The 24585-nt window shown below is 61.6% G+C and carries 23 protein-coding genes; 9 read left to right on the top strand and 14 right to left on the bottom strand.

Annotation, left to right across the window (positions count from 1 at the left end; all coding sequences use genetic code 11):
• Positions 1 to 95: 95 nt before the first annotated feature.
• The 4 genes from ACMGF7_RS09430 (at position 96) to tsgA (ending at position 4167) form a co-directional block, all read left to right on the top strand.
• Positions 96 to 434: a PTS lactose/cellobiose transporter subunit IIA gene (locus ACMGF7_RS09430; RefSeq protein WP_004930342.1), complete on the top strand. Its 339-nt coding sequence runs from the start codon at positions 96 to 98 to the stop codon at positions 432 to 434.
• Positions 431 to 1738, top strand: a complete 1308-nt coding sequence (locus tag ACMGF7_RS09425; RefSeq protein WP_197799267.1) for a 6-phospho-beta-glucosidase — start codon at positions 431 to 433, stop codon at positions 1736 to 1738. The genes ACMGF7_RS09430 and ACMGF7_RS09425 overlap by 4 nt, the downstream gene beginning before the upstream one ends.
• 72 nt (positions 1739 to 1810) lie before the next feature.
• Positions 1811 to 2791, top strand: a complete 981-nt coding sequence (locus ACMGF7_RS09420; protein ID WP_076741268.1) for a LacI family DNA-binding transcriptional regulator — start codon at positions 1811 to 1813, stop codon at positions 2789 to 2791.
• Between the two features lie 191 nt (positions 2792 to 2982).
• Positions 2983 to 4167 (top strand): MFS transporter TsgA, encoded by a 1185-nt coding sequence (tsgA, locus tag ACMGF7_RS09415; RefSeq protein WP_004930336.1) that lies wholly within the window; start codon positions 2983 to 2985, stop codon positions 4165 to 4167.
• A 54-nt stretch (positions 4168 to 4221) separates the two neighbouring features.
• Here the strand turns inward: tsgA and ACMGF7_RS09410 are convergent, their stop codons facing one another.
• Entirely contained in the window at positions 4222 to 5490 is a 1269-nt protein-coding gene (locus ACMGF7_RS09410; protein ID WP_033631922.1) for a cytosine deaminase, read from the bottom strand.
• 303 nt (positions 5491 to 5793) lie between these two features.
• Here ACMGF7_RS09410 and nirB point away from each other — a divergent pair, with 303 nt between their 5' ends.
• From nirB to cysG, 4 genes are read left to right on the top strand one after another with little or no spacing between them, the layout of a single operon-like run.
• Complete coding sequence (nirB, locus tag ACMGF7_RS09405; RefSeq protein ID WP_031300063.1) at positions 5794 to 8343, top strand: nitrite reductase large subunit NirB; 2550 nt, start codon at positions 5794 to 5796, stop codon at positions 8341 to 8343.
• The gene (gene nirD, locus ACMGF7_RS09400) at positions 8340 to 8666 is read left to right on the top strand and encodes a nitrite reductase small subunit NirD (RefSeq protein ID WP_049240520.1); all 327 of its coding nucleotides are present in this window, start codon (positions 8340 to 8342) and stop codon (positions 8664 to 8666) included. The genes nirB and nirD overlap by 4 nt, the downstream gene beginning before the upstream one ends.
• 16 nt (positions 8667 to 8682) lie before the next feature.
• Complete coding sequence (nirC, locus tag ACMGF7_RS09395) at positions 8683 to 9483, top strand: nitrite transporter NirC (protein ID WP_049240518.1); 801 nt, start codon at positions 8683 to 8685, stop codon at positions 9481 to 9483.
• Positions 9484 to 9533: 50 nt separating this feature from the next.
• Positions 9534 to 10937, top strand: coding sequence for a siroheme synthase CysG (gene cysG / locus ACMGF7_RS09390; RefSeq protein WP_197843152.1), 1404 nt, complete (start codon positions 9534 to 9536; stop codon positions 10935 to 10937).
• A 51-nt stretch (positions 10938 to 10988) separates the two neighbouring features.
• On the opposite strand, the gene trpS is transcribed toward cysG, so the two are convergent.
• The 12 genes from trpS to pilM form a co-directional block, all read right to left on the bottom strand.
• Positions 10989 to 11996 carry a tryptophan--tRNA ligase gene (trpS, locus tag ACMGF7_RS09385; RefSeq protein ID WP_004930324.1) on the bottom strand — a complete coding sequence of 336 codons (1008 nt, stop codon included), beginning with the start codon at positions 11994 to 11996 and terminating at the stop codon, positions 10989 to 10991.
• 2 nt (positions 11997 to 11998) lie between these two features.
• On the bottom strand, positions 11999 to 12697 hold the full coding sequence (locus ACMGF7_RS09380) for a phosphoglycolate phosphatase (protein WP_021504769.1): 699 nt from the start codon (positions 12695 to 12697) through the stop codon (positions 11999 to 12001).
• A complete protein-coding gene (gene rpe / locus ACMGF7_RS09375; protein WP_004930320.1) occupies positions 12690 to 13367 on the bottom strand; it encodes a ribulose-phosphate 3-epimerase in 678 nt (225 codons plus the stop codon). Before rpe ends, ACMGF7_RS09380 begins: the two co-directional genes overlap by 8 nt.
• A 51-nt stretch (positions 13368 to 13418) precedes the next feature.
• Entirely contained in the window at positions 13419 to 14231 is an 813-nt protein-coding gene (gene dam / locus ACMGF7_RS09370; protein ID WP_004930319.1) for an adenine-specific DNA-methyltransferase, read from the bottom strand.
• Between the two features lie 84 nt (positions 14232 to 14315).
• Positions 14316 to 15329: an SPOR domain-containing protein gene (locus ACMGF7_RS09365; protein ID WP_021504768.1), complete on the bottom strand. Its 1014-nt coding sequence runs from the start codon at positions 15327 to 15329 to the stop codon at positions 14316 to 14318.
• Positions 15330 to 15485: 156 nt separating this feature from the next.
• On the bottom strand, positions 15486 to 16586 hold the full coding sequence (gene aroB, locus ACMGF7_RS09360; RefSeq protein ID WP_048326338.1) for a 3-dehydroquinate synthase: 1101 nt from the start codon (positions 16584 to 16586) through the stop codon (positions 15486 to 15488).
• A 106-nt stretch (positions 16587 to 16692) separates the two neighbouring features.
• Entirely contained in the window at positions 16693 to 17214 is a 522-nt protein-coding gene (aroK, locus tag ACMGF7_RS09355; RefSeq protein ID WP_004391482.1) for a shikimate kinase AroK, read from the bottom strand.
• A 349-nt stretch (positions 17215 to 17563) separates the two neighbouring features.
• Positions 17564 to 18808 carry a DNA uptake porin HofQ gene (gene hofQ, locus ACMGF7_RS09350; protein ID WP_075201882.1) on the bottom strand — a complete coding sequence of 415 codons (1245 nt, stop codon included), beginning with the start codon at positions 18806 to 18808 and terminating at the stop codon, positions 17564 to 17566.
• Positions 18805 to 19164 carry a HofP DNA utilization family protein gene (locus ACMGF7_RS09345; protein WP_033645613.1) on the bottom strand — a complete coding sequence of 120 codons (360 nt, stop codon included), beginning with the start codon at positions 19162 to 19164 and terminating at the stop codon, positions 18805 to 18807. The genes hofQ and ACMGF7_RS09345 overlap by 4 nt, the downstream gene beginning before the upstream one ends.
• Positions 19157 to 19648 (bottom strand): hypothetical protein, encoded by a 492-nt coding sequence (locus ACMGF7_RS09340; protein WP_049240514.1) that lies wholly within the window; start codon positions 19646 to 19648, stop codon positions 19157 to 19159. The genes ACMGF7_RS09345 and ACMGF7_RS09340 overlap by 8 nt, the downstream gene beginning before the upstream one ends.
• On the bottom strand, positions 19641 to 20180 hold the full coding sequence (locus ACMGF7_RS09335) for a PilN domain-containing protein (RefSeq protein ID WP_033631913.1): 540 nt from the start codon (positions 20178 to 20180) through the stop codon (positions 19641 to 19643). Before ACMGF7_RS09335 ends, ACMGF7_RS09340 begins: the two co-directional genes overlap by 8 nt.
• On the bottom strand, positions 20180 to 21013 hold the full coding sequence (gene pilM / locus ACMGF7_RS09330) for a pilus assembly protein PilM (RefSeq protein ID WP_033631912.1): 834 nt from the start codon (positions 21011 to 21013) through the stop codon (positions 20180 to 20182). Before pilM ends, ACMGF7_RS09335 begins: the two co-directional genes overlap by 1 nt.
• Positions 21014 to 21134: 121 nt before the next feature.
• On the opposite strand from pilM, the gene mrcA reads away from it, so the two are divergent.
• A complete protein-coding gene (gene mrcA, locus ACMGF7_RS09325) occupies positions 21135 to 23693 on the top strand; it encodes a peptidoglycan glycosyltransferase/peptidoglycan DD-transpeptidase MrcA (protein WP_031300057.1) in 2559 nt (852 codons plus the stop codon).
• Positions 23694 to 23743: 50 nt separating this feature from the next.
• Here the strand turns inward: mrcA and nudE are convergent, their stop codons facing one another.
• A complete protein-coding gene (nudE, locus tag ACMGF7_RS09320) occupies positions 23744 to 24298 on the bottom strand; it encodes an ADP compounds hydrolase NudE (RefSeq protein ID WP_015379304.1) in 555 nt (184 codons plus the stop codon).
• Between the last annotated feature and the right edge of the window lie 287 nt (positions 24299 to 24585).

Here is a 24585-nt window from a genome sequence, read left to right as displayed (position 1 = left end):
AAATGAGAGCGCTCTCATTATAAAAAGAACGGATATTGAAGCATCCCACGGCGGCATCGCCGCGCAACCCCTGGAGAAATGACGTGAGTGAATTGATGACTGAAGTCAGCCCCGAGTTTGAAAGCACCATCATGGAACTGCTGGTGTTCTCCGGCAGCGCGCGCAGCAATGCGTTGATGGCGTTGCGACAAGCGCGCGCCGGCGACTTCGCCGCCGCGGCCAAACACATGGCCGAATCCAAAGAGTGGGTGAAGAAAGCGCACCTGATCCAGACCGAGCTGATCGGCCTGGACGAAGGCTGCGGCAAGCTGGCGATCAATCTGATCACCGTGCATGCGCAGGATCATCTGATGAACGCCATGGTGATCCAGGATCTGGCCGACGACATGATCGAGCTCTATCGCCGTCAGTCGCTGACGGAGGGCCGCCCATGAGCACGCTCAAAATCGCCGTGATCGGCGGCGGCAGCAGCTACACTCCCGAGCTGGTCGATGGGCTGATCCAGCGCATCGATGAGCTGCCGGTCACCGAACTGGCGCTGGTGGACGTCGAGCCAGGCCGGCAAAAAGTGGAAACCATCGCCGCCCTGACGCGCCGCATGCTGGCGCGCCATGGGCTGGAACAGGTGAAGGTCAGCGTGCACTTCACGCTGGACGACGCGATTCGCGGCGCCGCTTTCGTGCTGACCCAGTTCCGCGTCGGGCAACTGCCGGCGCGCGCCGCCGACGAACGGCTGGGCCTCAAATACCAGCTGCTCGGCCAGGAGACCACCGGCGTCGGCGGCTTCGCCAAGGCGCTGCGCACCATTCCGGTGATGCTGGATATCGCTCGTCGGGTGGAAAAGCTGGCGCCGGACGCCTGGATCATCAACTTCACCAACCCGGCCGGTATCGTCACCGAGGCGGTGTCTCGCTTTACCAAAGCGAAGATCATCGGCCTGTGCAACGTGCCGATCAGCATGCATCACATGATCGCCAACATGCTGCAGGCGCCTTACGCCGACGTGCAGCTGCGGTTCGCCGGCCTGAACCACATGGTCTGGGTGCATCAGGTCACGCTGCAGGGGCGCGACGTCACCGCCAAGGTGATCGACATGCTGTGCGACGGCGCGGCGCTGACCATGAACAACATCAAGGAAGAGCCCTGGCAGCCGGACTTCCTGCGCGCGCTCGGCGCGATCCCCTGCCCGTACCACCGCTATTTTTACCAGACCCGTGAGATGCTGGCGGAAGAGATGGCCGCCGCCGGCGAGCGCGGCACCCGCGCCGAACAGGTGATGCAGGTGGAGAAAGAGCTGTTCGAGCTGTATGCCGATCCGCAGCTGAACACGAAACCGGAACAGCTCAGCTTCCGCGGCGGTTCTTTCTATTCCGAGGTTGCGCTGGAGCTGATTCGTGCTATCCATAATAATCTCGGCACGCAATTAGTGGTCAACACCGCAAACCGCGGCGCAATCCATGGCCTGCCGGACGATGCTGTGATAGAAATCAACTGTATCGTCGATGCCCAAGGCGCGCATCCGCTGACGTTCGGGCCGCTGTCGGAGCCGATGCAGGCGCTGACGCAGCAGGTGAAAGCCTACGAACGCCTGACCATCGAGGCCGCGGTGCACGGCGATCGCCGCAGCGGCTTGCTGGCGCTGATCGCCAACCCGCTGGTGGGCAACGCCAATCTGGCGCAGCCGTTGCTGGACGAGGTGTTGACGATAAACGCGCCGTATTTGCCGCAGTTCAGGTAAGCGCCTGCGCGCGGTATGACAGGGGTTCGGCGCGCCGAACCCATTTTTTTAGCCGTAATCAGGAGTTGGACGATGGTGACACTGGAAGATGTCGCGGCGCTGGCGGGCGTATCGCGCGCCACCGTATCGCGGGTAGTGAACGGCGACAGCAACGTCAAGGCGCCGACCCGCGAGAAGGTTGAACGCGCCGTCGCCCAGCTCGGTTACACCCCCAATCCGGCGGCCCGCGCGCTCGCCTCCAGCCACAGCAATACCCTCGGGCTGGTGACCACGTCGTATCGCGGCGGCTTCTTCGGCGCGCTGATGGACTTCGTGCAAACCGAGGCCGAATCCCACGGCAAGCAGCTGCTGGTGACCCAGGGCCGCAACAGCGCCGAAAACGAATGGCAGGCGGTGCAGCGGCTGTTCAGCCTGCGCTGCGACGGCGTGATCCTGCACGTGCGTTTTCTCAGCGACGATCGGCTGCGCCAGCTGGCGGCGGAGCAACGTCATTTCGTGTTGCTCGATCGGCTGGTGCCGGGGCTGGAAGACCGCTGCGTCACCTTCGATCACCCGCTCGCCAGCCGCATGGCGACCCAGCAACTGCTCGATGCCGGGCACCGGCGCATCGCCTGCATCAGCGGGCCGCGCGAGCGCCCGTCGAGCCGCCTGCGGTTGCAAGGGTTTGAAGAGGCGATGCAGGCGGCGAATATCGAGCCGGTGGCCTGTCTGGAGGGCGTTTACGATCTGGAAAGCGGTTACCGCTGCGCCGATCGCCTGCTGCAGCAAGCCGCACGGCCCAGCGCCATCTACTGCTGCAACGAAGAGATGGCGATCGGCGCGCTGCTGGCGATCAACGAGCACCGCCTGCGGGTGCCGCAGGATATCTCCTTGATCTGTTACGACAGCGGCGAACGCGCGCCTTTTGTACGCCCGGCGTTGAGCAGCGTACATTTTCCCATCAGCGAGATGGCCCAATACGCGGCGCGCAGGCTGATCGACCCCACCACCCCGGCGCACCCATTTGAGCCGACGATCGTCAACCGTGATTCCATTGTGACGGTACGCAAATAGATCACAATAATGCGTACCCTCCCTTCATAGGTTGCATCAAAAAATCGACAACCATCACAAAAAATCCCGTTGTCTGTGCTAGGATCCGCCCCCTGGTGGCCTGATCGGGACTTTTTTCTGCGTTTGCCAGGAAAAGCCAGCGGCCTTATGCCAGCGTTAAAACCTCTAACAGACATATTCAGGCCTATACAATGAATGACAGTAACCGCATACGGCTTACCTGGATCAGCTTCTTTTCGTACGCGCTGACCGGTGCTTTAGTGATCGTCACAGGGATGGTGATGGGAAACATTGCAGAGTACTTTAATCTGCCGGTTTCCAGCATGAGTAACACCTTTACTTTCCTCAACGCCGGTATTTTGATTTCGATCTTCCTCAATGCCTGGCTGATGGAAATCATCCCGCTGAAGCGTCAGCTGATCTTCGGCTTTGTCCTGATGGTGCTGGCGGTGGCGGGGCTGATGCTCGGCAAGAGCCTGACCATGTTCTCGCTGTGCATGTTTATCCTTGGCGTGGTTAGCGGTATCACCATGTCGATCGGCACCTTCCTGATCACCCACATGTATGCCGGCCGCCAGCGCGGTTCGCGCCTGTTGTTCACCGATTCCTTCTTCAGCATGGCCGGGATGATCTTCCCGATCGTCGCCGCGATGCTGCTGGCTCGCCATATCGGCTGGTACTGGGTTTACGCCTGCATCGGCCTGCTGTACGTGGCGATCTTCGTGCTGACCCTGTGCTCCGAATTCCCGGTGCTGGGCAAGAAAGGCGCCGATGCCGGTCAACCGGTCGAGAAAGAAAAATGGGGCATCGGCGTGCTGTTCCTGTCGATCGCCGCGCTGTGCTACATCCTCGGCCAGCTGGGCTTCATTCAGTGGGTGCCTGAGTACGCCACCAAGTCGTTCAACATGGACATCGGCCAGGCCGGTAAGCTGGTGAGCGACTTCTGGACCTCTTACATGGTCGGCATGTGGGTGTTCAGCTTCATCCTGCGCTTCTTCGATCTGCAGCGCATCGTTACCGTACTGGCCGCGCTGGCTACCGGCGCGATGTACCTGTTCGTCAGCACCGACAATCCGGAACACCTGGGCTACTACATCATGGCTCTGGGCTTCGTTTCCAGCGCCATCTATACCACGTTGATCACCCTCGGCTCGCTGCAGACCAAGGTCTCCTCGCCGAAGCTGGTCAACTTTATCCTGACCTGCGGCACCATCGGCACCATGCTGACCTTCGTGGTCACCGGCCCGATCGTGGCGAAAGGCGGCGCGCACGCGGCGCTGACCACCGCCAACGGCCTGTACCTGGCGGTATTCGTGATGTGTCTGCTGCTGGGCTTCGTGACCAAGCACCGCAGCCACGGTCACGTGACGCACTGATTTCTTCGCATCCAATACATCAAGGGCGCCCGCAAGGCGCCCTTTTTTTGCGCCTTAGCGCCGAAAATCCACCGTCTCATCCTGCTGCAAATGCAGCGTGGTTTCCGCCGGCCGCGTTTCGGCGATCACCGCCCCCTGGCGAATCGAATAACGCACCGGCGTCTGGCGGCGCACCGCGTCGAAACCGCTTTCCGCCGGCAGGATCACCAGGTTGGCGCTGTTGCCGGCCGCCAGGCCATAGTCGCTGAGGTTAAGGGTGCGCGCACTGTGGCTGGTGATCAGCTTCAGCCCATCGTCGATTTGGCCATAGCCCATCAGCTGGCACACGTGCAGCCCCATATGCAGCACCTGCAGCATGTTGGCGGTGCCGAGCGGATACCAGGGATCGAACACGTCGTCGTGGCCGAAGCAGACGTTGATCTCCGCCTCCAGCATCTCCTTCACCCGCGTCACGCCGCGCCGTTTCGGATAGCTGTCGAAACGCCCCTGCAGGTGAATGTTCACCAGCGGGTTGGCGACAAAGTTGATGCCGGACATTTTCAGCAGGCGGAACAGCCGCGAGGCGTAAGCGCCGTTGTAAGAGTGCATCGCCGTGGTGTGGCTGGCGGTGACTTTCGCCCCCATCTCCAGCTTCAGCGCCAGCGCCGCCACGGTCTCGACGAAGCGCGATTGCTCGTCGTCGATCTCATCGCAGTGCACGTCCACCAGCCGATCGTATTTTTGCGCCAGCGCGAACGCCTTGTGCAGCGACTCCACGCCGTATTCGCGGGTGAATTCGAAGTGCGGAATGGCGCCCACCACGTCGGCCCCCAGCCGCAGCGCTTCTTCCAGCAGCGCTTCGCCGTTGGGATAAGAGAGGATCCCCTCCTGCGGGAAGGCGACGATCTGCAGCGTTACCCAGGGCGCCACCTCCCGTTTCACCTCCAGCATGGCGCGCAGCGCGGTCAGCGTGGGATCGGAAACGTCGACGTGGGTGCGCACATACTGCACGCCGTTGGCGATCTGCCACTTGAGCGTTTGCCAGGCGCGCTGCTTGACGTCTTCATGAGTCAACAGCGCCTTGCGTTCGGCCCAGCGCTCAATGCCCTCGAACAGCGTGCCGGACTGGTTCCAGGCCGGCTGACCGGCGGTTTGCGTGGTATCCAGGTGGATATGCGGTTCGACGAACGCCGGCAGCGCCAGCCCGCCCTGCGCATCCAACACGTCGCTGCGCCACTCCAGCCCTTCCGGTTGCGGCACCAGATGCGCGATGCGCCCCTGCTCGATCGCCAGTTGCCACAACCCTTCATGCCCGCTTAAACGCAGGTTATCGATAAACTTCAATGGACGTTTCGCCACCCTTCACCTCTGCCGTTGCGCTGGTTTTCTTCATCATACTGGCAGCGGATCGCGCTGACAAAGTCACCGTTTCATGCCTACCCCCTGCGTTTACTCCCTGCGGGGTAATTTGCATGCAAACTGACTCGCTTCAGCTAAAGGTGAATAAAATCCGCAACTTATCAAAAAACGTGAAAAATCATCTATATACCACGTTAGAGGTATATGAGAGTGTGATTGATTTGCATCAATAAATTGCCCCTCGGGAGAGATAAGGTAAGCCTAGGAAACCCGAATTTTGAGGCAATAATGAGCAGAGTCAAACTTGCCGTCGTCGGCAATGGCATGGTCGGCCACCGTTTCATCGAAGATCTGTTGGATAAAGCAGACAAAGACCAATTCGACATCACCGTATTTTGCGAAGAGCCGCGCATCGCTTACGATCGCGTGCACCTTTCCTCCTACTTCTCGCACCACACCGCCGAAGAGCTGTCGCTGGTGCGCGAAGGCTTTTACGAAAAACACGGCGTGAAGGTGCTGATCGGCGAGCGCGCTATCACCATCAATCGCGACGAGAAGGTCATCCACTCCAACACCGGCCGCACCGTTTATTACGACAAGCTGATCATGGCCACCGGCTCTTACCCGTGGATCCCGCCGATTAAAGGCTCGGATAGCCAGGACTGCTTCGTTTACCGCACCATCGAAGACCTGAACGCCATCGAAGCCTGCGCGCGCCGCAGCAAGCGCGGCGCGGTAGTCGGCGGCGGGCTGCTGGGGCTGGAAGCCGCCGGCGCGCTGAAAAGCCTGGGGGTGGAAACGCACGTGATCGAGTTCGCTCCGGTGCTGATGGCCGAACAGCTCGACCCGATGGGCGGTGACCAGCTGCGCCGCAAGATCGAGCGCATGGGCGTCAAGGTGCACACCGGCAAAAACACCCAGGAGATCGTCAACGGCGGCGGCACGGCGCGCAAAACCCTGCATTTCGCCGACGGCAGCCTGCTGGAAGTGGATTTCATCGTGTTCTCCACCGGCATCCGCGCCCAGGACAAGCTGGCGCGCCAATGCGGGCTGGAGATTGGCCGCCGCGGCGGCATCGCCATCAACGACAGCTGCCAGACGTCTGATCCGGACGTGTACGCCATCGGGGAGTGCGCCGCCTGGCGCGATCGCACCTTCGGCCTGGTGGCGCCGGGTTACAAAATGGCACAGGTGGCCGCCGATCACCTGCTGGGCCGCGAAAACGGCTTCCAGGGCGCCGACATGAGCGCCAAGTTGAAGCTGCTGGGCGTAGACGTCGGCGGCATCGGCGATGCCCACGGCCGCACCGAGGGCGCCCGCAGCTACGTCTATCTGGATGAAAGCAAAGAAGTCTACAAACGCCTCATCGTCAGCGCCGACAACAAAACCCTGCTCGGCGCGGTGCTGGTGGGCGACACCAGCGATTATGGCAACCTGCTGCAGCTGGCGCTGAACGGCATCGAACTGCCGGAAAACCCGGACGGCCTGATCCTGCCGGCCCATGCGGGCAGCAAACCGGCCATCGGCGTGGATTCGCTGCCGGAAAGCGCGCAGATCTGCTCCTGCTTCGACGTCAGCAAAGGCGACATCATCCAGGCGGTCAACAAAGGCTGCCACACCGTGGCGGCGCTGAAGGCCGAAACCAAGGCCGGCACCGGTTGCGGCGGCTGCATCCCGCTGCTCACCCAGGTACTGAACGCCGAGCTGAGCAAGCAAGGCATCGAGGTCAACCACCACCTGTGCGAACACTTCGCCTATTCGCGCCAGGAGCTGTTCCACCTGATCCGCGTCGAAGGCATCAAGTCGTTCGAGGCGCTGCTGACCAAATACGGCAAAGGCTACGGCTGCGAAGTCTGTAAGCCAACCGTCGGCTCGTTGCTGGCTTCTTGCTGGAACGAGTACATCCTCAAGCCGCAGCATACGCCGCTGCAGGATACCAACGACAACTTCCTCGGCAATATCCAGAAAGACGGCACCTACTCGGTGATCCCGCGCTCCGCCGGCGGCGAAATCACCCCGGACGGCCTGCTGGCCATCGGCCAAATCGCCAAGGAGTACAACCTCTACACCAAAATGACCGGTTCGCAGCGCATCGGCATGTTCGGCGCGCAGAAAGACGACCTGCCGGCCATCTGGCGCAAGCTGCTCGCCGCCGGCTTTGAAACCGGCCACGCATACGCCAAGGCGCTGCGCATGGCGAAAACCTGCGTCGGCAGCACCTGGTGCCGCTATGGCGTCGGCGACAGCGTCGGCTTCGGCGTCACGCTGGAGCACCGTTACAAAGGCATCCGCACCCCGCACAAAATGAAGTTCGGCGTCTCGGGCTGCACCCGTGAATGCGCTGAAGCACAGGGTAAGGACGTCGGCATCATCGCCACCGAGAACGGCTGGAACCTGTATGTCTGCGGCAACGGCGGCATGAAACCGCGCCACGCCGATCTGCTGGCCGCCGATCTCGATCGCGAGACCCTGGTGCGCTACCTCGACCGCTTCATGATGTTCTATATCCGCACCGCCGATAAGCTGCAGCGCACCTCGGTGTGGCTGGAGAGCCTGGAAGGCGGCATCGATTACCTGCGCAAGGTGATCGTCGACGACAAGCTCGGCATCAACGCGCAGTTGGAAGCCGAGATCGCCCGCCTGCGCGACGCGGTGGTCTGCGAATGGAAAGAGACCGTCGAGCACCCGGAAACGCAGCTGCGCTTCGCCCACTTCATCAACAGCCCGCTGCGCGATCCGAACGTGCAGGTGGTGGCCGAACGCGACCAGCACCGCCCGGCGCGCCCGGACGAGCGCATTCCCGTCACCCTGATCGATACCGAGGAGAGTCACGCATGAGCCAGTGGATTACCGTTTGTCCCGTCGCCGACATTCTGCCCGGCACCGGCGTGTGCGCCCTGATCGGCGATCGGCAGGTGGCGGTGTTCCGCCCCTATGCCGACGAACAGGTGTTCGCCATCAGCAATATCGACCCGTTCGCCCAGGCCAGCGTGCTGTCGCGCGGCCTCATCGCCGAGCATCAGGGCGAATTGTGGGTCGCCAGCCCGCTGAAGAAACAGCGTTTCCGCCTGTACGACGGCCACTGTCTGGAAGATGACAGCCGTTCCGTCGCCAGCTTCGCCAGCCGGGTGGTCGACGGCATCGTGCAAATCGCGGCATAACCTTTCGGGAGGCAACATGTTTACCGATACGATCAACAAATGCGCCGCCAACGCGGCACGCATCGTCCGCCTGGCGAAGGAGAGCCCGCTCGGCTTTTGGATCAGTTCGGCGATGGCGGGCGCCTACGTCGGCCTCGGCATCATCCTGATCTTCACCCTCGGCAACCTGGTCGACCCAAGCATACGGCCGCTGGTGATGGGCGCCACCTTCGGCATCGCGCTGACGCTGGTGATCATCGCCGGTTCCGAGCTGTTCACCGGCCATACGATGTTCCTGACGCTCGGCGTCAAAGCCGGCACCATCCGCCAGAGCCAGATGTGGGCGGTGCTGCCGCAAACCTGGCTCGGCAACCTGCTCGGCTCGGTGCTGGTGGCGCTGATGTATTACTACGGCGGCGGCAGCCTGCTGCCGGTGGATACCAGCCTGGTGCACAGCGCCGCGCTGGCGAAAACCACCGCGCCGGCCGAAGTGCTGTTCTTCAAGGGCGTGCTGTGCAACTGGCTGGTTTGTCTGGCGATTTGGATGGCGATCCGCGTTGAAGGCGCCGCCAGGTTCATCGCCATTTGGTGGTGCCTGCTGGCCTTTATCGCCTCGGGTTACGAACACTCCGTCGCCAACATGACGCTGTTCGCCCTCTCCTGGTTCGGCAACCACAGCGAGGCCTACACCCTCGCCGGCATCGGCCACAACCTGCTGTGGGTGACGCTGGGCAACATCCTGTCCGGCTCGGTGCTGATGGGCCTGGGGTATTGGTATGCCACGCCGCGCGCCGAACGCCCGCAGGCGACGAAAGCCGCCGCACGTCAGACCGCCTGAGTTTTCGGGGGCGCCTTTCGCCCCCACCCTGATGACCCCGAGGAGTGCCGATGGATTACCTGCCGATTTTCTGCCAACTGCAACACAAAGCCTGCCTGCTGGTCGGCGGCGGCGAAATCGCCGAACGCAAAGCGCGCCTGCTGCTGGACGCCGGCGCGGCGCTGACCGTCAACGCCCTGGACTTCACCCCGCAGTTCCGCCAATGGGCGGAAGAAGGCCTGGTGACGCTGGCCGAGGGCGAATTCAGCCCGAGCCTGTTGGCGGAAAAATGGCTGGTGATCGCCGCCACTGACCGGCTGGAGGTCAACGCGCGGGTGTACCAATGCGCCAACCAGCAGCGGGTATTCTGCAACGTGGTCGACGACCCGAAACGCGCCAGCTTTATCATGCCGTCGATTATCGACCGTTCGCCGATCATGGTGGCGGTGTCCTCCGGCGGCAAAGCGCCGGTGTTGGCGCGGCTGTTGCGCGAGAAGCTGGAAGCGATGCTGCCGCAGCACCTCGGCAAGCTGGCCCAGCTGGGCGGCTCGCTGCGGCAGCGGGTAAAACAACGCTTCAGCGGCCTCGGCGCACGCCGTCGCTTCTGGGAACGGTTGTTCGCTCACGATCGGCTGGCGCAATCGCTGGCCAACGGCGACGCCGCGCTGGCCGAACGCCAGCTCGAGCAACTGTTCAGCGAACAGCCGGCAGATCGCGGTGAAGTGGTGCTGGTGGGCGCCGGGCCGGGCGATGCCGGTTTGCTGACGCTGAAAGGGCTGCAACAGATCCAGCAGGCCGACGTGGTGGTTTACGACCGGCTGGTCTCCGAAGAGATCATGGCGCTGGTGCGCCGCGACGCCGAGCGCATCTTCGTCGGCAAACGCGCCGGGCACCACTGCGTGCCGCAGGAACAGATCAACCAAATTCTGCTGCAGCAGGCGCTGCAAGGCAAACGCGTGGTACGGCTGAAGGGCGGCGATCCCTTTATCTTCGGCCGCGGCGGCGAAGAGCTGGAGACGCTGGCGGACGCCAACGTGCCGTTCTCGGTGGTGCCGGGCATTACCGCCGCCTCCGGCTGTTCCGCCTACAGCGGCATCCCGCTCACCCACCGCGACCATGCGCAGAGCGTCCGCCTGGTGACCGGCCACGCCAAGGCCGACGGTGGATTGGACTGGGCGACGCTGGCCGCCGGGCAACAGACGCTGGTGTTCTATATGGGGCTGTCGCAAGCGGCGGAAATCCAGCGCCGTCTGATCGCGAACGGACTGCCGGCCGCCACGCCGGTGGCGCTGGTGGAAAACGGCACCTCTTGCCGCCAGCGGGTGATCGAAGGCGAGCTCCACCAACTGGGCGCCTTGTCCCTGCAGGCCGCCAGCCCCAGCCTGATCATCGTCGGCAGCGTGGTCAGCCTGCGCAGCAAGCTCAATTGGTTCGCCTGCGAGGAATCGCCCGCCAGCCTGGCGCAAATGGCGTAATACCGACGTAAAAAAAGCGGCCTTAGGCCGCTTTTTTTATTTGCGCCGGCGTTACGCCTGCGGCGGTACGAAACCGACGGCCTGGTAGACCTTCGCCAGGGTTTCCTGCGCGCGTGCACGGGCCTTGGCGGCGCCGTCGCGCATGACCTGCTGCAGATAGGCTTCGTCGTTGCGGAAGCGGTGGTAGCGCTCCTGCAGCTCAGCCAGCATGCCGGAGACGGCTTCCGCCACCGCGCCTTTCAGGTGGCCGTACATCTGGCCTTCAAACTCGGCTTCCAACTGCGCAATGCTCTTGCCGGTCACGCCGGCGAGGATATCCAGCAGGTTGGAGACGCCCGCCTTGTTGACCACGTCGTAACGCACGACAGGCGGCTCTTCCGAGTCGGTCATTGCGCGTTTGATCTTCTTGGTCACCGCTTTCGGATCTTCCAGCAGGCCGATCACGTTGTTGCGGTTGTCGTCCGACTTGGACATCTTCTTGGTCGGCTCCTGCAGCGACATCACGCGCGCGCCGGATTTAGGAATAAACGGCTCCGGCACTTTGAACACGTCGCCGTACAGCGCGTTGAAACGCTGGCCCACGTCGCGGCTCAGCTCCAGGTGCTGTTTCTGATCTTCGCCCACCGGCACCTGGTTGGTTTGATACAGCAGGATATCCGCCGCCATCAGCACCGGATAGCTGAACAGCCCGGCGTTGATGTTCTCCGCGTAGCGCGCGGATTTGTCCTTGAACTGCGTCATGCGGCTCAGTTCGCCGAAATAGGTGTAGCAGTTCAGCACCCAGCTCAGCTGCGTGTGCTCAGGCACGTGCGACTGCACGAAGATGGTGCTTTTTTCCGGATCGATACCGCAGGCCAGGTACAGCGCCAGCGTATCCAGCGTGGCCTTGCGCAGCTTCTCGGCGTCCTGGCGCACGGTGATGGCATGCAGATCGACGATGCAGTAGATGCAGTCGTAGTCGTCCTGCATCTGCACCCACTGACGCAGCGCACCCATGTAGTTGCCGATGGTCAGTTCGCCGGACGGCTGCGCGCCGCTAAATACGATGGGCTTACTCATGTTTAAATTTCCTGATTCTCTAAAGATGACAGCCCAAGAGCGGGCAACAAATCGGCGAAGCGCTCCAACACCCGATCGGGGTGGCTCAGGGCGATCGATTCACCGTAGTTATAACCGTAGGTAAAGCCGACGCTCGGGCAACCGGCGCCCTGGGCGGCTTGAATATCGTTGCGTGAGTCGCCGACGAACAGCAGTTCATGCGCGCGCAGGCCAAGCTTGCCGAGCACCAGGTACAACGGCGCCGGGTGCGGTTTCTTTTCCGTCACGTCGTCGCCGCCGATCACCAGCGAGAAATAGTCGCCAATGCCCAACGATGCCAGCAGCGGCGCCACGAACGGCGTCGGCTTGTTGGTCACCAGCGCCATCGGGTAACCGTGCGCGGCCAGGCGGGCCAGCGTCTCTTGCACCTGTGGGAACAGACGGCTGCCGCTGTCGACGGTCTGCGCGTAGAAATGGTCGAAGCGTTCACGCAGCCGGCTGCACTGCTCCGGCGTGCCTTCCGCCTCCGCCCAACGCAGCGCGCGCTGCACCAGCACGTCGGCGCCGTTGCCGATCCAGGTGCCAACCCGCTCCTCACCCGCTTGCGGCAGGCCCATCTCTTCCAGCGCCATATCGATGGCGGCCGCCAGACCCGGCGCGCTGTCGACCAGCGTGCCGTCCAGATCGAAGGCCAATGCGCGGATCGCGCCGAAATCAGCCATGGGTAACCTTCGCCAGCTCGCTGCGCATTTCGTCAATCACCTTGCGGTAGTCCGGCTGGCCAAAGATGGCGGAACCGGCGACGAACATATCGGCGCCTGCGGCGGCGATTTCGGCGATGTTATCCACTTTCACCCCGCCGTCGACTTCCAGGCGGATATCGCGACCGCTGTCGTCGATCAGTTTGCGTACCTGGCGCAGCTTGTCCAGAGTGCCGTGGATAAACGACTGGCCGCCGAAGCCCGGGTTGACCGACATCAGCAGGATCACGTCAATTTTATCCATCACGTAATCGAGGTAGCTTAGCGGCGTCGCCGGGTTGAATACCAGGCCGGCCTTACAACCGTGCTCTTTGATCAGCTGAATGGTGCGATCGACATGTTCGGAAGCTTCGGGGTGGAAAGAGATATAAGACGCGCCGGCCTTGGCGAAATCTGGCACGATGCGATCTACCGGCTTGACCATCAGATGCACGTCAATCGGCGCGGTAATGCCGTAGTTGCGCAGCGCTTCGCACACCATCGGACCGATGGTCAGATTGGGCACGTAGTGGTTGTCCATGACGTCGAAGTGCACCACGTCGCCGCCTGCGGCCAGCACGTTAGCGGTATCTTCACCTAACCGGGCAAAATCTGCCGACAGAATGGACGGGGCAATCAAAAACTTTTTCATCCGCTTCTCCAAACGTAGGGTCGAGTTGTTATGCGCCGGGGTGCCCCCGGCTTAGCGATACAGCGCCAAAAGCTCGTTCACTTTGCTGCGGCCGAGAATATTGCGGCTGATCGTGCGGCGCGCTTTCACCACATACAGCGCAGCATGCTGGTACCAGTCGCGCGTCAGCTCGGTATCGTGATTGGAGATCAATACCGGTACCTGGCTCTCTACCGAGAGCTGGTGCGCCAGATGCGCCAAACTCTGCTGATCGGCAATGCTGAAGCTGTTGGTGTGGTAAGCGGTGAAATTCGCCGTCGCCGACAGCGGCGCGTAAGGCGGATCGCAATACACCACGGCACCGGCCACGGCCTTCGCCATGGTATCGCGGTAATGCTCGCAGACAAAAGTGGCATTGCGCGATTTTTCGGCAAACCAGTAGAGCTCTTCTTCCGGGAAGTACGGTTTCTTGTAGCGGCCAAACGGCACATTGAACTCGCCGCGCAGGTTATAGCGGCACAGGCCGTTATAGCAGTGACGGTTCAGATACAGGAACAGCAGCGCCCGGCGGTAAGGCTCGGTGCTAGTATTGAACTCTTCTCGCAGCAGGTAAAACTGATCCGAGTTATTGAATTCATCGGCGAAAAGCGTGCGGGCATCGCGTACGAAGTCATCCGTGCGCAGCTTAACGATGTTATACAGGTTGATAAGATCGCTATTGATGTCGGCGAGAATGTAGGCGTCGTAATCCGTATTCAGAAAGACGGATCCCGCACCCACGAAGGGCTCGATTAAGCAGTCTCCCGCCGGCAGATGGCGACGAATCTCATCTACCAGCGGGTATTTTCCACCAGCCCATTTTAAAAAAGCGCGGTTTTTCTTCATGCCGTCAATTAGCTACTTATACAATTCAGAGCGGCGGATTGTACTCTGTTTCAGACAGCACATCAGCGCACAAATTTAAATGATTTATTTTTTAAGATCTTGCTGCACTTGGTGTACAGGTCGGACCCATGGTTTTTTCGCCTGCACATCCGCCGGCAACGAAGCAATGGCGCGCTTCGCTTCTGCGGAAGAAGCATAGTTGCCGCTCACCAGCACGTACCACGGCTTGCCGTCACGCTTGGTGGCGTACACCAGGTAATTCTGCAGCTTCTGCTGTTTGGCGTAGGCGTTCAGCGTATCGGAACGCGAAGCGCTGCTCAGCTGCAAGGTATAGTGGCTGCCCGGCGCAGACTGCACAGAGCTGCCGCTGCTGGCGACCGCTCCCGCTTTCGCGGTGGAAGACGGCTTGGCCGGCGGCGTATACACCGTAGTCGGTGATTTATGCTGCGTTGCGGTCGGTTTGGCGGCGGCAGTTTTCGCCGGCGTTTTATGCTGTTGCGGCGCGGTTCCCTGCACAGGACGCGTCGCTTCGCGCGCTGCGGCGCCGCTCATCACCGTCGCCGGTGCGGTCGGCAACGTCGACGCTGCGCCGGTCATGCCTTGGGTCGCCGCATCCACCTGCCCCTGCTGCTGCGACAACGCATCCGCCATGTTGCCCGGCAAATCGACGCGCTGCTGCGCACCGCCCTGCTGAGGCTGCGTTTGCGCTTCGGTCGGCGTGCCGGAGATCGGCGGAACGCTGACGTTCTGCGGTTGCTGCGGCTGAGTCGCGCTCACGCCGTTGTTATCGTGGGTATCCGTGGTACCGCCCGGCACGCCGTTGTTGGCGGTAGTCAGCGACGAAGAACCGGACAGGTTGATATCGCGGGCTCCGCCGTTTTGCGCGCCGTTCTCCTGAGCCGCTTCATGTTTGGTCGGCGCCTTCAGGGCGGAACCGATGCCGATAATCAGCAGCAGCAGCACCAAAATGCCGATGCCAATCATCAAATGTTGGCGTGAAACGGCGAAGCGCGGCGCGGCGGCCGGCTTGCGCGAGCGCGTAGGGCGACGATCGCTGCTATCAGGTCTGAGATCGTCTTCCGGTTTAAACTCGTCCATCTGAAACCCTCCAACTAGAGGCAAAAGCCCACCACCGTAGACCTACCGTGGCACGGGCAGATTAACCCGATGATGGCAAAGCGACACCCGTCGTGCTCTGCTCACTGTATTAATATAGATGCAAATGGCGGCTAAGCCACTGTTACTTAGTCCGATTTAATTACGCGTCTGCTCAGGCAGGCAGGCGGCGATCGACGCCAACACCAGCTCATGCCCTACGCCGCCGCGCACTTCCGCCGCACCGATCGCGGTCGGCAGCACCAGGCGCAGTTCACCCGCCAGCACTTTCTTGTCGCGCAGCATGTGCGGCAGATAGGATCCCGGCGTCATTTCCTGCGGCCCGCAGACCGGCAAGCCGGCGCGCAGCAGCAGCGTTTTGATGCGTTCGATATCTTCAACGGAGAACTGGCCGAGGCGGTGCGCGGTTTCCGCCGCCATCACCATGCCCGCAGCCACCGCTTCGCCGTGCAGCCATACGCCGTAGCCCATTTCGGCTTCGATGGCGTGGCCGTAAGTATGGCCCAGATTCAGCAAGGCGCGCAGGCCGCTTTCGCGTTCGTCGGCGGCCACCACCTCGGCCTTGAGCTCACAGCAGCGGCGGATACAGTAGGCCAACGCCTGCATATCCAGCGCCATCAGCGCATCGATGTTGTTTTCCAACCAGACGAAGAACTCGCGATCGAGGATGATCCCGTATTTGATGACTTCTGCCAGGCCGGAAGAGAGTTCACGCGTCGGCAAGGTTTTCAGGCAATCCAGATCAACCACCACCGAAGCGGGTTGATAGAAAGCGCCAATCATGTTTTTGCCGAGCGGGTGGTTGACGGCGGTCTTGCCGCCCACGGAAGAGTCCACCTGCGACAACAGCGTGGTGGGAACCTGAATGAAGCGCACGCCGCGTTGGTAGCACGCGGCGGCAAAGCCGGTCAGATCGCCGACAACGCCGCCGCCGAGGGCGATCAGCGTGGTATCGCGCCCGTGCGGTTTTTCCAGCAGCGCCGAAAACACCTGCTCCAACACCGCCAGAGATTTGTACTGCTCACCATCGGGAAGGATCACCTGATCCACCACGACGCCGCCCTGCTCCAGCACCTGCCGGACACGCTCAAGATAAAGCGGCGCCAGGGTCTGGTTGGTGACCAACATCGCTTGCTCACCCGCCTTCAACGGCATAAAAGAAGCCGGATCGTTAAACAATCCGGCGGCGATGGTAATCGGGTAGCTGCGCTCCCCAAGCGTTACAGTAATTCTCTCCATGTCGCGCTCAGTTCTCTGTATGGTGCGGCGGTGGTTGATCCCCGCTGCGGCGGGGAACACAAATCAGTTTTCCGCATTGGCCGACGGCGAACGCGGAAAGCGGCAATCAGTTGCTTTCCAGCATGTTGATGATCTGGTTGGCAACCACTTTAGCGCTCTGATCGTCGGTGCGGATGGTGACATCGGCAATCTCTTCATACAACGGATTGCGCTCTTTCGCCAAGGCTTCCAGCACTTCACGCGGCGGAGAATCGACCTGCAGCAGCGGGCGTTTTTTATCACGCTGGGTACGAGCAAGCTGCTTCTCGATCGTGGTTTCCAGATAGACCACCACACCGCGCGCGGACAGACGGTTGCGCGTTTCACGCGACTTCACCGAACCGCCGCCGGTCGCCAACACAATCCCTTGTTTTTCCGTCAGTTCATTAATGACTTTTTCTTCACGATCGCGGAAACCTTCTTCCCCTTCCACGTCGAATACCCAGCCCACGTCAGCTCCGGTACGTCGCTCAATTTCTTGATCGGAGTCGAAGAACTCCATATTGAGTTGCTGAGCTAACTGACGGCCAATAGTGCTTTTGCCGGCACCCATAGGCCCAACCAGAAAGATATTGCGTTTCTCTGCCATGTTTTTCGGTATTACTAAGACAATTCGTTAATGTTAACCCGCCCCGCCAATCAAATCAGCGGCGGGACCTAAACTGAAACCTCATGAGCGATAGTGCGAGATCAGACGAAAAATTATCTCAACACTCTTGGTAGTTTGGCAACCGAATAAATCGCAATCCACGCCGCGGGAGGGAAACCATATGTTTTTAACGGCGTCTTGACGCTAACAAAAAACCTCGGTGCTCAATTCGGTAACCCTTGTAAGCTAAATCGGCCGCAGCGTCAAACGCAGATCCCCCCAAGGAGATAAAAAAGTGTATCTGCTCATCAACTTTAGGAGATTTGCCGCCCGGCCGACAGGCAGCCGCTTATCCCTTAATCAGAGTCGGCGTAATGAAGATCACCAGCTCGCGTTTTTTCTGTTGTGCGCCGCTTTGTCGGAACAAGCCTCCCAATAACGGCACATCCCCCAACCCCGGCACCTTGTCCGCCGTCTTGCCGCTATGCCGTTGAAAAATACCGCCGAGCACCAGGGTTTCACCGTTTTTCACCGTGATCTGCGTCTTAATCTCCTGTTTATCGATGGTCAGTGCCTCACCCGCCCCGCGGCTGATGGCGCGCCCCGGCATATTTTGGCTGATGTGCAGCGTCAGCGTGATGCGCCCGTCCGGCAACACTTTCGGTGTCACCTCCATGCCCAGCACCGCCTCTTTGAACTCGATGGCAGTCGCACCGCTGGCGCCGCTTGACACTTCGTAAGGGATCTCGGTTCCCTGCTTGATACTGGCGGTTTGCAGGTGCGCCGTCAGCAGGCGTGGACTGGCGATGATCTCCACCTGATTCTCCTGCTCCAGCGCCGTCAGCTCCAGGCTCAGCAAACGCCCGCTGATGCGCGCCAGATGGAAACCGGCGTTCACCGCGCTGCGCTCCAGCGGCAGGTTGACACCGACATTGCCCGGCCGCAACGGCCGCGCCGGCCTGTCGTCGGGCGCCAACCCCCAACGCACGCCAAGCTCACGCAGGCTTTCGCGGTTGATGGTCACGATATGCGCCGCCAGTTGCACCTGCGCCAGCGGCGCGTCCATTTCCGTTATCCGCTTTTTCAACTGCGTCAGGATTGGCGCGGTGTCGCGCAGCAGCAGCGTATTGGTGCGTTTATCCGCCAACACGCTGCCACGCTCGCTCAGCAACGCGCCACGTTGGGCGTTGAGGCTTTCGGCAATTTCCGCCGCATCGCCGTTCTGTAACGTCAAGGTCAGGCTATGCAGCGGTTGCCGCTGCGCCAACGCCTCTCGCTGCTGCCTTTTTTCCTGTGCGTCCGGCTCCGGCGAGATCAGTATCACGTTGCCTTCCCGCGTCATCGCCAGTTTTCCCATGCGCAGGGTCAACGCCAGCGCCTGCGGCCAGGGCACATTCTCCAGCCGCAGCGTCAGGTTGCCGCTCACGCCGGGCGCGGCGATCAGGTTCATCTGCCGATAATCCGCCAACGCCTGCAGGATGACCGTGACCGGCGCATCCTGAAACTCCAGGGAAACCCGCTGCTTATCCTGCGCCTGCGCGGTGCCGAGCGCCAGGCACCACAGCGCCAAGCTCAATCCAGCACATCCTTTCATGGTTTGCCATCCTTGTTGTCCATCATGAGCGAGACGTCGCCCTGGCTCGCCGGGCAATCTGGTTCGGCCGTCAGCGCCGTTAACGTCAGGCTACGCGCCTGCACCTGCGTCACCTGCCAGCGTTCGGCCAGCACCCGTTGCTGTGGCCGCAGGCGCAACCATTGCCCCGCCGGCGTCACCACCCAGCCATAGCGCAGCGTCGGTTGCCCGATGACGCCTTTCAGTCGCCAGCCCGCCGGCGACGCCTCCGTTTGGGCACAAGCAGGCATCGGCAGCGGCGCAAACGGGTCGCGCGGCTCAGCGCACAATGCCCATGGCCATAGCAACCACCACCAACGGCCGGGCCTTTTACTCATTGGGCTGATCCTCGGTGGCATCCTGCAAAACCAACCGCGCCGTCATGCCAAGGGACGGCGTCTCCACGCTCAGTTGCTCAAGGCGTAAATCGGTGGGCAGCGTCTCCAGCAGCGCCAGCAAACCGGCGTAGTCAATGCGCAAGCTCAGCGTTTGCCGCGGCGGTTTTTCCTGCCGCTGCCAGCGCAACAACGCGCCTCCCGCCCGTTGCAGCACGCTCGCCAGATCGCCGGTGGTGGACGGAGGTAGCGCCGCCGGGATAGCGGTTTCCGGTACCTCGTCCAGTTGGCGTTGCACCATGGCGATCTGTTGCAGCAGGCGCTGTTGCCGCTCCGCCGCGCTTTCCCGCTGACGCCATTCGTCTTGCAGCATCCAGCCGCCGCCCAACAGCGCCAACGTGCCGATACCCAACCCTTGCGACAGCAGTAATAGCCAGCCCGGCAAGCTCAGCCAGAGGCGCAGCCCGGATGACAAACGGTTATCCATCACGCCCCCACTGCGCCGCCAGATGAAAGGTGTACAGGCCGTCGTCGCGTTGCGCCACCTCAGCCAAACGCAACCGCGGCAACGCAGGCATCCCCGCCAGCCGCCGTTCGAACTGCGTGATGGCCGCAGGAGAGCGGCTCAATCCACGCAGCCGCAGGCCGTTCACCGCATCACTCTCCATCGCCGTGAGCCACAGCGGTGGAGGAATGCTGGAGGACAATTGCTGCAGCAGCTGAAAATAACGCCGGTTATGTTGGGCGTTGCTCGCCTGCCGTTCGGCGCGGGCGCGCTGCAGCGCCCGCTGCGCCCGCTCTTGCTGTTGCTGACGGGCGAGCAACGTCAGTGCCGCCAGCTCTTCACCCAGCATCGCCAGCCGCGCCTGCCGCTGCGCCTGTTGGTGACGCAACTGGCCGGCGACCAGGAACAGCGCCAGCAGCAGTGCCGTTAGCTGCAACAGCAGCACGCCCAACCAGAAATAGCCGCGTCGCCGCTCGCGGCGTTGTCGCCAGGGCAGAAAGTTGACCTGATACATCAGCGATCCTCCTCGCGCAGCGCCAGGCCACCGGCCAACGCGAACGCCGAAGGATGCGCAGGCAACGGCGGACGCAGCTGCGTGAAGGCGCTGAGCGGCGACCAGGCAAGGCAACCGGCGGGCAAGGCACCCGCCAGCACGCTGCCGGCATAGATCGGCCGATCGTCGCCCGCCGGCATCTGGGCTTGCAGCGCCCGCAGCGCCTGCGCGTCATCGTCGCCCGGCGCCAGACCAAAGGCGAACGCGCCGTCGGCCGGCGCCACCCACAGCCATTCTCGTTCGAGACGGTGCATCAGCCCCGCAGCGGGCGGCACGCCTGCCGCCGTCGCCATCATCCGCAGCGCGCAGGGGGTGATATCGACCGCTTGCGGATGCAGGCCAGCCTGACGCAGACAATGCAGCCACTGCTGCAGCTCCTGCCGCCGCGCGGCGGTCAGCAACAGCGCCGCCTCATCCGCCGGCGCGGTGCGATAGTCGAGCGCCAGCGTCTGGCCGTCGAGCGGAAACTGCTTCACACCGTGGCCGCCGATATAGTCGCTGCGTTCCGGCTCGCGCAACCGCGCGTCCGGCTGCGCCATGCGTTGCTGCAACACGCGCTGCGCCGGCAGGGCAATGCGTAAGGAAATATGTCGCGGCAGTTGGACGCGCCATTGCCGCAGCGCCCGGATAAGAAATTCGGAAGGTTCCAGACAGCCATCGCGTAAAACCGCCTGCGGCAGCGCCTGCTGCCACCAGTGGCGCAACTGCCAGCCGTTGCGGCGCCGTTGGGCCGCCACCGCCCGCACGCAGTCGATTTGTATATCCAGCCCCACCTGCCATGCTTGAGGGAACATGTTTCGCAAGCCTCCATAACATCAGATGATAAAAGAACATATCCATGTCGCAGGCTTGCCTTTATACTACCGCGCGGTTGTTTATAAACTGCCCAAATGACTTAGAAATGGGAAATCTCAGGTGAAGTTCGTAAAGTATTTACTAATCCTTGCAGTATGTTGCATCGTGCTGGGAGCAGCCTCGATTTTCGGCTTGTACAAATATGTCGAGCCGCAGCTGCCCGACGTCGCAACGCTGAAAGATGTGCGGCTGCAGATACCGATGCAGGTCTACAGCGCCGATGGCGAACTGATCGCCCAATACGGCGAGAAACGCCGCATTCCGCTGAAACTGGATCAAATTCCGCCGGTGATGGTGCACGCATTCATCGCCACCGAAGACAGCCGCTTCTATGATCACCATGGCGTCGATCCGGTCGGCATCTTCCGCGCCGCCTCCATCGCGTTGGTCTCCGGCCACGCTTCGCAGGGGGCCAGTACCATTACCCAACAGCTGGCGCGTAACTTCTTCTTAAGCCCGGAACGCACCCTGATGCGTAAAATCAAGGAAGCCTTCCTGGCGGTGCGCATCGAGCAGATGCTCACCAAGGATGAAATCCTTGAGCTGTATCTGAACAAGATCTATCTGGGTTACCGCGCCTACGGCGTGGGCGCCGCCGCGCAGGTCTATTTCGGCAAAGACGTCAGCCAGCTGACCCTGAGCGAAATGGCGACCATCGCCGGCCTGCCGAAAGCGCCATCCACCTTCAACCCGCTCTATTCGCACGATCGCGCCGTTGCCCGTCGCAACGTGGTGCTGTCGCGCATGCTGGACGAACACTACATCACGCAGGCGCAGTACGATCAGGCGCGCTCCGAAGACCTGGTCGCCAATTACCATGCGCCGGAAATCAGCTTCTCCGCGCCGTATCTCTCCGAGATGGTGCGTCAGGAGATGATCAAGCGTTACGGTGAAAACGCCTATACCGATGGTTACAAGGTTTACACCACCGTCACCAAACGGCTGCAGCTGGCGGCGCAGGAGTCGGTACGCAACAACGTGCTGGCCTATGACATGCGCCACGGTTACCGCGGCCCATCCAACGTATTGTGGAAAGTCGGCGAAGCGGCCTGGGATCGCAAACAGATTGTCGATTCGCTGAAAAACCTGCCGAACTACGGCCCGCTGGCGCCGGCGGTGATCACCGCCGCCAACCCGCAGGAAGCGACGGCGATGCTGGCCGACGGCAGCAGTATTGCCCTGCCGATGGCGACCATGCGCTGGGCACGCCCATACCGTTCGGACACTCAGCAGGGCCCAACGCCGAAACGCGTCACCGACGTAGTGCAGGCCGGCCAGCAAGTGTGGGTGCGTAAAGTGAACGAAGCCTGGTGGCTGTCGCAGGTGCCGGACGTCAACTCGGCGCTGGTCTCTATCAACCCGAACGACGGCGCGGTGAAAGCGCTGGTTGGCGGCTTCGACTTTAATCAGAGCAAATTCAACCGCGTCACCCAGGCCCTGCGTCAGGTGGGCTCGAACATCAAACCGTTCCTGTACACCGCCGCGATGGATAAAGGCCTGACGCTGGCCACCATTCTGAATGACTTGCCGATTACCCGTTGGGATGCCGGCGCCGGCACCGACTGGCGGCCGAAGAACTCGCCGCCGACCTACGACGGCCCGATTCGCCTGCGACAGGGGTTGGGGCAATCGAAGAACGTGGTGATGGTGCGCGCGATGCGCGCGATGGGCGTCGACTACGCGGCGGAATATCTGCAGCGCTTCGGCTTCCCGGCGCAGAACATCGTGCATACCGAATCGCTGGCGCTGGGGTCCGCCTCCTTCACCCCGATGCAGCTGGTACGCGGCTACGCGGTGCTGGCGAACGGCGGTTACCTGGTCGATCCGTACTTCATCACCAAAATTGAAGACGATAACGGCAATACGGTGTTCGAAGCCAAACCGAAAGTGGTGTGCGGCAGCTGTAACCTGCCGGTGATCTACGGCGATACCCACCGTTCGGCGGTGCTGTCCGACGACAACATCGAAAACGTCGCCACCTCGCAGGAAGGCAACAACAGCACGGTGCCGATGCCTCAGCTGGAGCAAGTCACCCCGGCTCAGGTACAGCAGGACGGCGACCAACAGTATGCGCCGCACGTCATCAGCACACAGCTGGCCTTCCTGATCCACGACGCGCTGAACAGCAACATCTTCGGCGAACCGGGTTGGATGGGTACCGCCTGGCGAGCCGGCCGCGATCTGAAACGTCATGATATCGGCGGCAAAACCGGTACCACCAACAGTTCCAAGGACGCCTGGTTCTCCGGCTATGGCCCGGATACCGTGACCTCGGTGTGGATCGGTTTCGACGATCACCGCCGCGACCTGGGCCGTTCGACGGTATCCGGCGCTATCCCGGATCAGATTTCCGGCGGTGAAGGCGGTGCCAAGAGCGCCCAGCCGGCGTGGGACGACTTTATGAAAACCGCGCTGGAAGGCATCCCTGAGCAGAAAGTCACGCCGCCGCCGGGCATCATCAGCGTCACCATCGACAAGAGCAGCGGCAAGCTCTCAGGCGGTGGCGGCGGCAGCCGTTCCGAGTACTTCATCGAAGGAACGCAGCCGACGGACTACCCATCGCGCGATACCGGCACCACGTTGACCGATCCGGGCGGCGAAAGCCACGAGCTGTTCTGATCGAAAAGGGCCAGAGAAATCTGGCCCTTTTTTATTCGGTGTGAAGCGTATCAGCGCGACGCGCGCAAAAATGCCTCGGAAAGGAACAGCGCGCTGACGTTGCGCGCCTCGCGGAAATCCGGTTCCGCCAGCAGCGCCATCATGTTGGCGATCGGCCAGCGCACCTGCGGCAAGGGCTCCGGCTCATCCCCTTCCAGGCTCTGCGGATAGAGATCGTGCGCCAGCACGATATTCATTTTGCTGGAAAAGTAGGACGGCGCCATCGTCAGCTTACTGAGAAAATCAAAGCGTTTCGCGCCGTACCCCACCTCTTCCATCAGCTCGCGGTTGGCCGCCTCCAGCACCCCTTCACCGGGATCGATCAGCCCTTTCGGGAACCCCAGCTCATAGGATTCGGTGCCGACCGCATATTCGCGGATCAGCAGCAGGTCATCGCCAATCACCGGCACGATCATCACCGCTTCGCGATCCGAAGGCCGCATGCGCTCATACACCCGCCGAACACCGTTGCTGAATTCCAAATCGACCGACTCGACGTTAAACAAACGCGAACGCGCGACCGTTTCCACTTTCAGAATTTTAGGTTTTTGCAGGTGTTTATCCATGATTGCCTCAAAGAGGTTACCCAGGCGCGGACGGGGCAACCGAAAAAATGATTGGCGTAACGCACGGCTCGTTGGCGCTCAAACGCTGACCAAATTCGATCCTGATCACATTGTGCGTTAAGGGCAAGCTCCGCCGCAACGCGCATGAACAGTAATTTACTTTCTTTTAACAAGCGTAGCCAGCGGCCGGCGATTTTCCGTACTGATTCAGCAAACAGCGCGCAAGAAAATAGGATAATACCGATATCGACGACAGAGGCCGGTTGCTAGTATCACGCAGGCAAGAA

It is taken from the genome of Serratia sp. BNK-17 (assembly GCF_048684935.1).
Lineage (GTDB): Bacteria > Pseudomonadota > Gammaproteobacteria > Enterobacterales > Enterobacteriaceae > Serratia > Serratia nematodiphila.
Note: the sequence above shows the minus strand (reverse complement) of the source record. Positions and strands in the feature narration are given on the sequence as shown.

What these genes read in the sequence shown, in the direction of transcription:
- ACMGF7_RS09420 (WP_076741268.1), top strand. Translation starts at nt 1,811, where the DNA reads ATGGTGACACTGGAAGATGTCGCGGCGCTGGCGGGCGTATCGCGCGCC.
- nudE (WP_015379304.1), bottom strand. Translation starts at nt 24,298, where the DNA reads ATGGATAAACACCTGCAAAAACCTAAAATTCTGAAAGTGGAAACGGTC.
- ACMGF7_RS09345 (WP_033645613.1), bottom strand. Translation starts at nt 19,164, where the DNA reads ATGAGTAAAAGGCCCGGCCGTTGGTGGTGGTTGCTATGGCCATGGGCA.
- ACMGF7_RS09380 (WP_021504769.1), bottom strand. Translation starts at nt 12,697, where the DNA reads ATGGCTGATTTCGGCGCGATCCGCGCATTGGCCTTCGATCTGGACGGC.
- rpe (WP_004930320.1), bottom strand. Translation starts at nt 13,367, where the DNA reads ATGAAAAAGTTTTTGATTGCCCCGTCCATTCTGTCGGCAGATTTTGCC.
- hofQ (WP_075201882.1), bottom strand. Translation starts at nt 18,808, where the DNA reads ATGAAAGGATGTGCTGGATTGAGCTTGGCGCTGTGGTGCCTGGCGCTC.
- nirC (WP_049240518.1), top strand. Translation starts at nt 8,683, where the DNA reads ATGTTTACCGATACGATCAACAAATGCGCCGCCAACGCGGCACGCATC.
- ACMGF7_RS09340 (WP_049240514.1), bottom strand. Translation starts at nt 19,648, where the DNA reads ATGGATAACCGTTTGTCATCCGGGCTGCGCCTCTGGCTGAGCTTGCCG.
- cysG (WP_197843152.1), top strand. Translation starts at nt 9,534, where the DNA reads ATGGATTACCTGCCGATTTTCTGCCAACTGCAACACAAAGCCTGCCTG.
- nirD (WP_049240520.1), top strand. Translation starts at nt 8,340, where the DNA reads ATGAGCCAGTGGATTACCGTTTGTCCCGTCGCCGACATTCTGCCCGGC.
- aroB (WP_048326338.1), bottom strand. Translation starts at nt 16,586, where the DNA reads ATGGAGAGAATTACTGTAACGCTTGGGGAGCGCAGCTACCCGATTACC.
- ACMGF7_RS09425 (WP_197799267.1), top strand. Translation starts at nt 431, where the DNA reads ATGAGCACGCTCAAAATCGCCGTGATCGGCGGCGGCAGCAGCTACACT.
- dam (WP_004930319.1), bottom strand. Translation starts at nt 14,231, where the DNA reads ATGAAGAAAAACCGCGCTTTTTTAAAATGGGCTGGTGGAAAATACCCG.
- tsgA (WP_004930336.1), top strand. Translation starts at nt 2,983, where the DNA reads ATGAATGACAGTAACCGCATACGGCTTACCTGGATCAGCTTCTTTTCG.
- trpS (WP_004930324.1), bottom strand. Translation starts at nt 11,996, where the DNA reads ATGAGTAAGCCCATCGTATTTAGCGGCGCGCAGCCGTCCGGCGAACTG.
- aroK (WP_004391482.1), bottom strand. Translation starts at nt 17,214, where the DNA reads ATGGCAGAGAAACGCAATATCTTTCTGGTTGGGCCTATGGGTGCCGGC.
- nirB (WP_031300063.1), top strand. Translation starts at nt 5,794, where the DNA reads ATGAGCAGAGTCAAACTTGCCGTCGTCGGCAATGGCATGGTCGGCCAC.
- ACMGF7_RS09335 (WP_033631913.1), bottom strand. Translation starts at nt 20,180, where the DNA reads ATGTATCAGGTCAACTTTCTGCCCTGGCGACAACGCCGCGAGCGGCGA.
- ACMGF7_RS09430 (WP_004930342.1), top strand. Translation starts at nt 96, where the DNA reads ATGACTGAAGTCAGCCCCGAGTTTGAAAGCACCATCATGGAACTGCTG.
- ACMGF7_RS09365 (WP_021504768.1), bottom strand. Translation starts at nt 15,329, where the DNA reads ATGGACGAGTTTAAACCGGAAGACGATCTCAGACCTGATAGCAGCGAT.
- pilM (WP_033631912.1), bottom strand. Translation starts at nt 21,013, where the DNA reads ATGTTCCCTCAAGCATGGCAGGTGGGGCTGGATATACAAATCGACTGC.